The organism is Fusibacter sp. (assembly GCF_057447755.1).
Map to the genome: position 1 here is coordinate 1 of NZ_JBVBZF010000111.1, position 10,828 is coordinate 10,828.

At 36.1% G+C, this 10,828-nt stretch carries 12 protein-coding genes and 1 pseudogene; 1 reads left to right on the plus strand and 12 read right to left on the minus strand.

Going from position 1 to position 10,828, the window contains the following annotated elements:
- The 4 genes from AC220I_RS12680 to AC220I_RS12695 form a co-directional block, all read right to left on the minus strand.
- Positions 1–1,019, minus strand: a 1,019-nt coding sequence (locus AC220I_RS12680) for a DNA topoisomerase (protein ID WP_486724211.1), incomplete at its 3' end; no start/stop codon positions are given.
- 26 nt (positions 1,020–1,045) lie between these two features.
- Positions 1,046–1,918 carry a radical SAM protein gene (locus AC220I_RS12685; RefSeq protein WP_486724212.1) on the minus strand — a complete coding sequence of 291 codons (873 nt, stop codon included), beginning with the start codon at positions 1,916–1,918 and terminating at the stop codon, positions 1,046–1,048.
- 214 nt (positions 1,919–2,132) lie between these two features.
- A complete protein-coding gene (locus AC220I_RS12690; RefSeq protein ID WP_486724213.1) occupies positions 2,133–2,696 on the minus strand; it encodes a hypothetical protein in 564 nt (187 codons plus the stop codon).
- 69 nt (positions 2,697–2,765) lie between these two features.
- Entirely contained in the window at positions 2,766–3,317 is a 552-nt protein-coding gene (locus tag AC220I_RS12695) for a GNAT family N-acetyltransferase (RefSeq protein ID WP_486724214.1), read from the minus strand.
- A gap of 232 nt (positions 3,318–3,549) precedes the next feature.
- Between AC220I_RS12695 and AC220I_RS12700 the strand changes: the two genes are divergently transcribed.
- On the plus strand, positions 3,550–4,830 hold the full coding sequence (locus tag AC220I_RS12700; protein WP_486724215.1) for a sensor domain-containing diguanylate cyclase: 1,281 nt from the start codon (positions 3,550–3,552) through the stop codon (positions 4,828–4,830).
- A gap of 19 nt (positions 4,831–4,849) precedes the next feature.
- Here AC220I_RS12700 and AC220I_RS12705 read toward each other — a convergent pair whose 3' ends face one another.
- The 8 genes and pseudogenes from AC220I_RS12705 to AC220I_RS12740 form a co-directional block, all read right to left on the minus strand.
- Positions 4,850–5,377 carry an SRPBCC family protein gene (locus tag AC220I_RS12705; RefSeq protein ID WP_486724216.1) on the minus strand — a complete coding sequence of 176 codons (528 nt, stop codon included), beginning with the start codon at positions 5,375–5,377 and terminating at the stop codon, positions 4,850–4,852.
- Positions 5,367–5,930: a DUF1697 domain-containing protein gene (locus tag AC220I_RS12710; RefSeq protein ID WP_486724217.1), complete on the minus strand. Its 564-nt coding sequence runs from the start codon at positions 5,928–5,930 to the stop codon at positions 5,367–5,369. The genes AC220I_RS12705 and AC220I_RS12710 overlap by 11 nt, the downstream gene beginning before the upstream one ends.
- A gap of 15 nt (positions 5,931–5,945) precedes the next feature.
- Positions 5,946–6,452 carry a hypothetical protein gene (locus AC220I_RS12715; RefSeq protein ID WP_486724218.1) on the minus strand — a complete coding sequence of 169 codons (507 nt, stop codon included), beginning with the start codon at positions 6,450–6,452 and terminating at the stop codon, positions 5,946–5,948.
- Positions 6,453–6,482: 30 nt separating this feature from the next.
- The gene (locus AC220I_RS12720) at positions 6,483–7,187 is read right to left on the minus strand and encodes a hypothetical protein (RefSeq protein WP_486724219.1); all 705 of its coding nucleotides are present in this window, start codon (positions 7,185–7,187) and stop codon (positions 6,483–6,485) included.
- Positions 7,188–7,246: 59 nt separating this feature from the next.
- The gene (locus tag AC220I_RS12725) at positions 7,247–7,789 is read right to left on the minus strand and encodes a hypothetical protein (RefSeq protein WP_486724220.1); all 543 of its coding nucleotides are present in this window, start codon (positions 7,787–7,789) and stop codon (positions 7,247–7,249) included.
- Positions 7,790–7,931: 142 nt separating this feature from the next.
- Positions 7,932–9,575 carry a PatB family C-S lyase gene (locus AC220I_RS12730; RefSeq protein WP_486724221.1) on the minus strand — a complete coding sequence of 548 codons (1,644 nt, stop codon included), beginning with the start codon at positions 9,573–9,575 and terminating at the stop codon, positions 7,932–7,934.
- A gap of 16 nt (positions 9,576–9,591) precedes the next feature.
- On the minus strand, positions 9,592–10,341 hold the full coding sequence (locus AC220I_RS12735) for a hypothetical protein (protein WP_486724222.1): 750 nt from the start codon (positions 10,339–10,341) through the stop codon (positions 9,592–9,594).
- A 261-nt stretch (positions 10,342–10,602) separates the two neighbouring features.
- Positions 10,603–10,828, minus strand: a pseudogene (locus AC220I_RS12740) (iron ABC transporter permease); the annotation flags it as partial.

Below are 10,828 nucleotides of genomic sequence, written 5' to 3' on the forward strand. Positions count from 1 at the left end.
ATTTTTGAGACATCACCAATGCCACATGCCCGTAGTCTATCTTTTAGCGTATCCACAATATCTGTTGAAATAAACCTTGAATCTGTCCTTGGATATGTTAGAACCTTATGTTCTTCATATAGCTTTTGCATATAATTTAAGGTTTGTTTTGCTGAAAAACCATAAATTTTATTAGCATCTCTTTGGAGCTCAGTGAGGTCGTACAATCCAGGTGCATATGTTTTTTTATGTGATTTGTCAATGGACTCAATCGTACCCGTTTTGCCCTTCAGTTGATTAATAATAGATTGGATCTTCTTTTCATCAAAACTTTGAGTGTTGTTTTTCTCATCAAACCACGTGAACTTAAGGCCGTTTGAAACGGCACTGATTCCAAAGAAGGATTTTGATTTAAAGTTTTGAATTTCTTCACTTCTCTTGGCAATCATAGCCAGTGTCGGAGTTTGAACCCTACCGCATGAAAGCTGGGCATTGAATTTACAGGTAAGGGCTCTTGTGGCATTCATGCCAACATACCAATCCGCTTCTGATCTTGCCCTTGCAGAAGCATAAAGTAAGTCATAGGCTTTACCATCTTTTAACTTGGAAAAGCCTTCTTTGATGGCCTTATCTGTCACAGAGGAAATCCAAAGACGTTTGATGGGCTTTTTTAGATTGATTTTTTCGATGATCCATCTAGCCACAAGCTCACCCTCACGACCAGCATCAGTAGCAATAACAAGCTCATTCACATCTTTTCGAAGTAAGACTTCCTTTACTGCTCTATACTGCTTCCCAGTTTGCTTAATGACTTCAAGTTTAAGGGGGCTGGGCAACATGGGTAAATCTTCGAGCTTCCAGCTAGCGTATTTCTGATCATAGGCATCTGGGTCAGCCAAGGTTACAAGATGGCCAAGTGCCCAAGTGACAATGTATTTATCCCCTTCTATAAAACCATTTCCTTTTTTATTGCAATTTAATACGCGTGCGATATCCCTACCAACAGAAGGTTTTTCTGCTAGTACTGCTATTTTACTCATCTTTTCTCCTAAATCTATTTAAGTGTTTAAAGTTGTCTGTATTGACTTTCAAGGTCTTCATCCCTATAACATTCAATGGCTCTTTGTAGTTGACCTATGATGCGTTCGTGGTCATCAGGCAAGACGCCTCTAAGCGCCACATAATTTGAGGCGTGGTTACTTCTGAAAACGGCGTGGTCTACTTTGATGTTTTCCATCATAAGCAGGGTTTCCTTAAGCACATTGAGCGGCTTTAAGAGCTTAAAGTCACCATTTTCTATGGCGTGATAAAGCGGTGTATTGGGTTCTATTAAAAGGGTCAATAATCCAATGTAGTCTGGATTGATTGCATTTAGAACCTTGGCAGATGCCAGTGCGTGTTCTTCCCAAAGGGCTTCACCACCTAGACCAGATATAATCATGGTAGACAGCAAGATGCCGTGCTTCATAATCTTTTGTCCTGCACTTATGATTTGGTCTGAGCTTGCGCCTTTATTAACCCTTTCAAGAACCTGATCAGAACCTGATTCGATCCCCATGTATATAATGCCTAGTCCAAGTAACTTTAATTTTTCGAGGTCTTCATCCGACTTTGATAAGATATCTGATGGTGAACCATATATACCAATTCGTTTGCATTCTGGGAAGTTGCTATGAATTTTCTCCAGTATCCTACACAACTTATCTGTTGGCATGATCAAAGCATTACCATCTGCTAAAAAGAATTTATCAACATAAGGATACATAGCCTTTGCAGTATCAATATCTTCAAAAATTTCTGTTTCTGGTCTCATTCTAAATTGCTTGTCCTTGTACATTCCGCAAAATGTACACTTGTTATGTGCACACCCAATCGTTACCTGCAAAATCAAACTGCTTGCTTCACTGGGTGGTCTATATACTGTTCCTTCGTATCTCACTTAATCACCTCATGTGTGTATTCACTCTATTTTAACATAGTCTAAGTGTGTTTCTCAAATCACATTCAAAAAAAGAGCCTGGTCATATGAACAGGCTCAAATTAACATTAAGATTATAAATAAATTCTGTTTAGTTTAACAAAGGCAAAATATATTAGGGCACTTATCTAATGGGTCTTTAATTTATTGGAATAGGGTCAATATACCGTTAGCGTCATTCACCAAATACCAAATCATTTTCTCTGACTTCAACACGACCAATTAAGCTTTGACTTTCATTAGTGGCTTCAATAATAACGCGTTCATCATCATAATTGCCCATATCATAAATCCAAAACAACTTTTCACCTTGCTGCTTAAGTCTAGCTTCCCCCAGTTTTATATAATCAGGGGAATAGAGGGTAATGGCAGTAATTTCAGGCTTATCAATTGCACCAAAATAATAATTGTGATCTCGCTCATCCAATGACTTTCCAAAAGCGAAACTAAAACCGCATTTATTAAATAATGTGCTTTGATCTCCATAAGCACCTGACTGAATAAGTTTATAACCAAAGAGTCCTTTTTTAAGGTAAATCCATGAAATAGCTTCTGGTGAATTTTCAAATACGACAAAAGCCTTGTTTTCTGAGCCTTCATAAAAGACTTGTCTGAGACCCTTTTGATTATAAAATGCCTCGTATGAACGATAAGGTTTATAATCCCTCCACTGTGGTATTAACAATGCTATGATGATGAGTACAAATATTATAAATTTAATGGTTTTAAAGGATTTCATTTTCACTTACTCCGTTCTATATTACATAATGTCATTTACACAATTTTGACTATTCCAAAATCAATTTGACTACAAAATACAAGAAAATAACTTCATTTCTGGCCCGTCTTCTGCTGCAGGGTCAATTTCTTTTATATAGCCGATAGACTTAAAGTGGTTATTGGTTAGGAGTTTGATCGAAGCATCATGATTTTCATGCGTAATGGCATCCATCTGTTTTAGCATAAGTTCGTTTCTGGCGAATTTAATAACTGCCTTTAGGGCTTCATCGGCATATCCCTGACCTTGCATTGACCTTAATAACTCATAGCCAACTTCTGCCTTGCGGCGGTCCTGAGAAAATGACCATAAACAGATAGTCCCTACGACTTCCAGAGTGCCTTCAAGCTCTAAAACCCAAAAGAAGACTTTTCCTTGATCCATGTCTAATTCAACATTCTTGACAAATCTATTTGCTCTTTCGATATCTTCGTAAGGCGTAATTTCGACAAATTTTAAATTTTCAAGGTCAGATCTTATTTGATATAGCGCTGGTGCGTCTTTGGCTTCGACAGCTCTAATTCTAAGTCTTGGTGTCAATAAAGTCGGTACGATGTGATGTTTGATCAAATTGTTACTCATAATCTACCTCCAAAGTTTTTATTTTATGCCATGTTTCTATGAATAGATATATGATACCCTATAAAACGCGGACTATGCTAAATAATCTATTGACTGATTGAAAAATAAATGAGAATTGTTATCAAAAATATTTGACCTCGCATAATTTTATGCAAATCGGGTATTAAAATATAAATAAGAACAGTTGATTTAGGAATTTAAATAAGATAATTAAATTTAGGTGGTGGTTTTTGTGTTTAATACCAGCGATCATAAAGTTTTAAAGGATTCAATTGAAACAATTGGTGCAGGGTTTGCTATCTTTGAAAAAGAAGAAACATCTAATGATTTCGTTCTGATTTCTGCAAACTCAATATATGAAAACCTTATCATCGGTAGCGTTGAAGATGGCATTAACAAGAGTATAAAAGTACTCTTTCCAAGTTATAGCATTGAAGCGATTATCCCCATGATGGAGGATGTCATTAAGCTTAAAAGCTCAAGAGAAATTGAGCTCATAAATGAGTATAGGTCAACTACCACATGGTGGCGGTCTATATACTCACCTGTTTTCGAAGAGGATCAACCTGTAAAAAGAATTATCAATACATGTATTGATATTACAGATAAAAAGAAACTCGAAGAAAGGTTGCAGGTTGTGAGTGAACGTTACGAAGCTGTAGTACAATCCGCTTATGATGGTATTATCTCTATAGATGAAGAGCAACGTGTAATGCTCATTAACAAAGCAGCAGGTGAAATATTTGGTGTTAAACCCAAGGATGTTATCGGTACACCCCTTACAGAACTCATGCCAGCACGTTATAGAGAACGTCATAGTGACTATGTACAACACTTTAAAAAATCAACCATAAAGTCAAGGCCAATGCAAGAACGTTCGTCTATCACTGGCCTAAGAGCTGATGGTACAGAAGTGCCCCTTGAGGTTACAATTTCAAAAATATATGTTGATGGAAAGCTTGAAATGACGGCAGTCATTAGAGACATTTCCGAAAAAAGCATTCTTTTAGAAGAACTTTTAAAACTCTCAAGAATGGATAGCTTAACCAAGCTCTACAATAGAGCTTATTTTACAACACTATTTAACAATGAAGTTGAAAGAAACAAACGCTATCAAAACGGCCTATCTGTCATAATGTTTGATTTGGATCACTTTAAACTCATCAATGATACCTATGGTCATGGTGGTGGTGATTATGTACTCATGGAAGTATCAAATCTGGTTTTAAACAGTTTGAGACGTGTTGATACAGTTGCCCGTTGGGGCGGTGAAGAATTTATCGTTCTTTTACCAGAAACTGATAAAGACACAGCGGTACAAATAGCAGAAAAACTAAGACTTGCCTTGTTTCACCATCATTTTGAATATCAAGGCAATCAAATAAAAGTCACTGCATCTTTCGGTGTTGCAAGCTGCACAATCGATTGTGAAACAACAGATAGAATGATCAAATATGCAGATGACAAATTATATGAATCTAAAGGTGGCGGTAGAAATCGAGTAAGCTTTTAAATAGCCTCCAATACGAGTCCTATTCAATCGCAACAACTCGGCCGTTAGGATCCTTGATAAAGAAAGATGAAGGCTCTACAGTTTCCTCATTTATATTCTCCATTCTTCTCATAATTGTGCCCCAAGCCCTTTCAAAATAAAGAAGGGCTTTTTCCCATGCCTCGCCTTCTGGCCACCCCAAATGTGTAAGTGTCACTGCAGTGTGACCATTGTTGACTTCCTTAAATTTAACCACCACCCAGGTCTTATAATCATGGTTTCGTACGTAATCATAATCCAGTGGTGCATTCCAAGTAAAGGAAAGCATTTCTTTGGGAATAAAAGAAAGAATTTGACAGGTCTCTGTGCCTTTTAACCCCTGCGGTTTATCTGGGTCAAAATAGATCTCAAAAGCGCCAAATGGTTCAAGCTCAATATGATTGTCTGCTCTAAAAAGTTTTTTTAAACCTTCATTGGTTGTCCAAAGCGACCACAAGTATTCAAGGTTTTGGTTGATGACGGCCACCTTATGGATTTTTCGGTCTGTTATGATAAGATCATGTTTCATTTGACACCTCCAAAGCGAGATTATAAGCCTTTTGGACAGTGTTCCAGTTTCTAACAGTGACTGGCTGTCCAATTTTCTTCTCTAAGGCCAAAGACGTTAATTTACTGCGACCTTGTCCATTTACATAATATAAATAAAGTTGATTGCTAATGAAATAGATAATTTCATCAAAGCCATCAAACCAACTATTATCCCCTCTTGGTATGTTTTCAGAAGACTTATCTTTAGTAATACTTCCTGTGAAGCCAATGCATTTTTTTGAAAAATCATCGTACTTGTCATCAAATGGATCGCAGTCTATCAGATATTTAAGGTCATCAAGTGTATAAACCATAAGATGCGTGTCAAGATCAAATGTTTCCTTGATAATCTTCGATAATTTTGATTCAATCTCCGAAACCTTAAAATCGCATTTCACAATGACATTTCCGGAATTGAGCAATGTACTAACACTTGAAAAATTGGCGTTAAGAAGAGCTTTCTTAAGAACGGACATGGAAACCTTAGCTTTGCCGCCAACATTGATACCGCGCAAAAAAATGATATATACCATAAGGGACCTACTCTCTTATAAAGAAATGGTGTGCGTTGCAATTTGAATCATAATAATAATGATTGAACTCAAGATAGATAGCTTAAGGGTTTTTACACGTACAGGACGATCTATCTTAAAGAAATTCATGGTTTTCATATTTAAGAAATAATAGACAATGCCCATTTCGATAAGGGCACATGTTGCATATTTTATGAGATAGTCGCTTATGTCACTGGTTCCAAAATCAACTTTACTTATGTTAATGAATATGTATATCAGAACACCATAGCATTTTGTCACATGAAGTAATTGGTTAAATAGTCCAAGCTGCCATCCCAGCTTTTGATTTTTTAGTATGAAGTAACCTGAGCCGATATAAATCATGCTATAGAGAAGGACTATTCCCATTGAGAATAATTCATTTTTATTGCCTATGTCATTGCCATTTTTGTTATAAAATATGTACCCTAATATCGAAAAAATACCGATAAAAATACTTATGTATGCCAAAAACGAAATAAGCTTTGGTCTTTTGTTCATTTATAAACTCCTTAATTTTTTTGTCAAATCCTAAAGGTCAATTCTTTCGTAGTTGAATATCTTGCCATTTAAGTAGGTCATCTTTATTTTGAAGTGATCACTGAGATCATCAGAAGTAAAAAATGCGATGATTTCAATAGGTTCACCTCGTAATTTTTTGTCATAATATATGTAGTTTGGTGCCCTATCATACTCAGCATTTAAAAACGTGATGGCATATCTTTTCTGAGGTGGGTCCATAAAGCTAGGTGCATAGTGTACGACACTATATAAAAGTATCAAAGATAATAAAATCCCACTACCGGTATACAGGGTCTTTTTAAAATTGCTTTTGAGCCAAATTGTCTTATCATATAAAACAAAAATATAGAACATCATCACTAAAACCAAACTGCTAGTACTTAAAAGCACATACCTTTGGCTTAAAATTAAGAGTACTGCAAATATAAGGATGCTTCCAACAAGCATCAGATTGAACCTGTGCGTCGAATATTTAGAATAGCTCATCCCTGTAATTATATAATAACATATAATGGCCAAAGTGGTAATCAAAAGCCCTATTCCTGTATCCGTTACAAGAAAAGCGATTGAAAAGCTATATGAGATAATCAGTGCCATGGTTTTTAGATTGAAAATGAAATACAGGGGTGAATCTTGAGCGTTATCAATTATTTTTTTAGACTTCAGAATAAGTGTGATAACACTAAATACAATGTATACGATCAAGAGCTTCATTCATGGTCTCCTTCAAAGTCATGCTTATGATTACAAGACTACCTTAGTAGATTTCTGCCTTAGTACATTTCTGCCTTAACAAGCTTCCAGTGGATTGTAGAGGGTGCTTTTATTTCATATTGGAATAAGCCGCTTCCCATGATATGACCATCCTCAAATCTTGCAAACACCCATTTGTCGTTGATTAAATACGCGTCTGTAAACATCATGACACCACCGAGTACACCCTCATATGGGATTAACTCAGGATGGTTAAGAAGGTCACTAATGATGGAAGATGGATCAGCCACACCTTGGTTTTTTATAAGTGATCGTTCAAAATCATTTAAAACAGGAAGGCGGTTTAGTAAGGCTTCATGTTCTTCAGAAAGCGCGACATAATCTTGAGTGACCTGATCCAGTTGTTTTTTTAGACCATCTGTTTTATCACCTAGTGTCTTTAGGTCATTTGCATAAGCAACCTTTTGATTTAAAAGGGCTTCATTTAAGCGTGTGTTTTCCTTCCTTATATCATTTAAGGCTGCATTACTGGTCAGATAGAGAACTAAGAGCAATACAGTCATAGCGGTTAGTATGGTAAGTGCAGGGTTTAATTTTTTCATGCTGACCTCCTATGGCATTAATCGATTGAAATAGAAGGCACAAAAAAGAGTATTTTTAAAATACTCCTATTTTGTAGCCTATATTAATTGTAACAAAATAACATTGGAATGCATAATTAAAAAAGTATTAGAAAATGATGATTTAGACCACTCTTGTACTTTCAACAGCAAGTCTCAAGTGATTAAGCGCCTTTTCTACCACTTGTCTAGGACATGCAACATTAAGTCTAATAAAACCTGAACCTTGACTTCCAAAAATATGACCACTGTTCACAGCGAGATGGGCTTTATCAATCATAAAATGCATAAGCGCTTCATCGTCAAGATTGAGATTGCGACAGTCAATCCACTGTAAATACGTACCCTCTGGCATGTTCGCCCTAAGTTCAGGCATGTGTTCTTCACAATATGTTTTAACCAAGATCATATTTTCATGTACATATTCGAGCATGGCATTTAACCATGGCTCTCCAGAGTTGAAAGCAGCTTCTACTGCAACTAAACTAAAGGCGTTGTTAAGGTTAATGTCATAGATTTCATAAAAATGGTTCATCTTACGTTTATCTTCAGGATCAGTACATATAATGAAGGATGCTTGAAGACCAGCGAGGTTAAAGGTTTTAGTTGCCGAAACTAAAGTGATAACAGGCTTATCTGAAATTGACATCATGGGGAGGTGTTTATTCGGCTTGTAAACCAAATCACAATGGATTTCATCTGATATGATACGAACATCATTTCTTATACATATGTCGTTTAGTCTTTGAAGTTCATCTGGTCGCCACACCCTACCGATTGGGTTGTGAGGATTACATAGAATTAAAAGCGTGGCTTCTTTAGCAAGTAACTCCAATTGATCAAAATCCATTTCATATCCTGACTCAGTCTTAATAAGTTGATTTTCAAGTATAATACGACTATTATCTCTAACTGCCATATGGAAGGGGTGGTAAACTGGTGTTTGAATGATGATTTTGTCACCAGGGTTTGAGAAGGCATTGACAGCGACGTTTATAGAGGTTACAGCACCAGGACTATACAACAAGTGGTCAGGTTCTAAATCTAAATTATGTCTACGATTAAACCAATTAATCATAGATTTATAGTAGGTTTGTGACCTTTGGGTATAACCGTAAATTTTATCATTTGCCCTTTGAATAATAGCATCTGACACGCATATAGGCACCTCAAAGTCCATATCTGCAATCCACATGGAAATGAGGTCTGACTTATTGAAATGGGATTTTAAACCATCATACTTAATGGATGACTGGTCTGATCGGTCGATTATTCTGTCAAAATCATTATAGAGCATCACCCAAAACTCAATTGTTTGATGATGATCTTTACGATTGAATTCTAAAACTTTTTTAAAGCCAAAGTCTTCATAGAGTTTGATGGCTCTTTGGTTAAATGATGCCACAGTTAATCTTATCTTGTAGGCATTAAAGTGTTGCTTGGCATAGTAAATTGCGTTTTGAAAAAAAAGATGACCATTGCCCCTGCCGCATAGTGCTGGCTTTAGACCAATACCAATGTCTAAATAAGACACATCCTCATATGCGCCTAAAGTCGAACCCAGTGGGACTATGGCAGATTTACCATAACAATAAAAACCAATAAGTTGGTTAAAGTCATCAATAACGGCATAATAAGAGCCGTTCAAAAATTCACTTAAAGCATCAGGCGTTTCATCGATATTATAGAGTTCATAAGGTGGTGGGTATGTCCATTTAAATATGTGGTTGGCATGTTCAGCCGTCATTGGTATGATTTTAAATGTCATAAAAGTCTCCTTTATTCTATTTAAGTTCCACAATTTTTTTAAAGATCTCCTTGAGTATATCAGGTGTTAATGTCTTTCCACCATAGGATTTAAAAATATATGAGCCTGTTTCTGAAAAACTTTCAACACCATTGAGCTCACTGACAGGTGCACACTCTTTAAGATTGATAAGTTTACGAATTTCATTTTCAACAAATCTCGCGTACCCTTCCTTCCACTCCTGCCAGACCAAATACTCAAAGTCCTTCTGTTCAAGAACAATACTGAGCTCCTTTTTTAATTGGTAGGCATCACCATAATAACCCAGTGATAAAGCCTTTAGATACTTATCGAAAATAAATTTACTCTCACTGCGGTCATAGGGAAATGGATGTGAAATTTCCCACATATGATTGCCCAAATGTACGTAATGATTTGCAATCTTTAGTTTTGATTTTAAACCAGTTTCACAGGACTCATATTGGTAACAATGGACAAACTCATGCAAGACGGCCACAAAGTCTTCATCCGTTTCAAATAACCCCTTACCGACGATGACGATGCATCGATTCTTATAAGTAATGGAATCACATGTTGTCTGTATGGTTGGCGGTAACTCGATTTCAAGTGTAATAACTTTTACAGGCTGATACTCAGCAATTAAATCACCATCATAAATGGTAATCATGTTGCCTTCAGCAATACCGATGGGGTATTTTTTTATATCGAAGCCATTTTCAATTGATATTCTATAGAGCTCATTTAAGCGCTTAAAGTTCTCTCTCAAAATTACCTCCACTTCTTACCATCATAAATGGTATTTATGTATCCATCTATTCCTACTATCTAAGTGACATAAAATTCTCTAAGGCTTTTATACCCTATAAACATACAAATAATTAATAAAATCATTTAAGGTCAAACCCTGTTTTAAATTCCCTTCCTCATCAAAATTAAGAAATAAATAAAAGTGCATTTGAGTGGATATCCTTAAGATATCTAAACAAATGCACTTCAAACTTATAGAGGGCTTATTAGGTCTTGCAAATCAAATGCTAATATCCTTGCCTTTTGTAATCCTAGAAAAGAGAACAAGTGAGAGAATCGTAAAGAATGTTAGCAGTGTTGCAAGTGATGCCGCTATACCGTAATTACCTCGGATAACTTCGGTATAAATGGCAACTGTGAGTGTTTTAGTACGTCCAGTGTATAGGATAATAGCTGTTGAAAGTTCACTGATCATGGTAACCCAGCTCAAGATGGCACCTGATAAA

Bases quoted from the DNA above. Each gene is read 5' to 3' on its own strand.
- AC220I_RS12705 (WP_486724216.1), bottom strand. From the start codon at position 5,377: ATGAAACATGATCTTATCATAACAGACCGAAAAATCCATAAGGTGGCC.
- AC220I_RS12695 (WP_486724214.1), bottom strand. From the start codon at position 3,317: ATGAGTAACAATTTGATCAAACATCACATCGTACCGACTTTATTGACA.
- AC220I_RS12715 (WP_486724218.1), bottom strand. From the start codon at position 6,452: ATGAACAAAAGACCAAAGCTTATTTCGTTTTTGGCATACATAAGTATT.
- AC220I_RS12720 (WP_486724219.1), bottom strand. From the start codon at position 7,187: ATGAAGCTCTTGATCGTATACATTGTATTTAGTGTTATCACACTTATT.
- AC220I_RS12710 (WP_486724217.1), bottom strand. From the start codon at position 5,930: ATGGTATATATCATTTTTTTGCGCGGTATCAATGTTGGCGGCAAAGCT.
- AC220I_RS12730 (WP_486724221.1), bottom strand. From the start codon at position 9,575: ATGACATTTAAAATCATACCAATGACGGCTGAACATGCCAACCACATA.
- AC220I_RS12690 (WP_486724213.1), bottom strand. From the start codon at position 2,696: ATGAAATCCTTTAAAACCATTAAATTTATAATATTTGTACTCATCATC.
- AC220I_RS12725 (WP_486724220.1), bottom strand. From the start codon at position 7,789: ATGAAAAAATTAAACCCTGCACTTACCATACTAACCGCTATGACTGTA.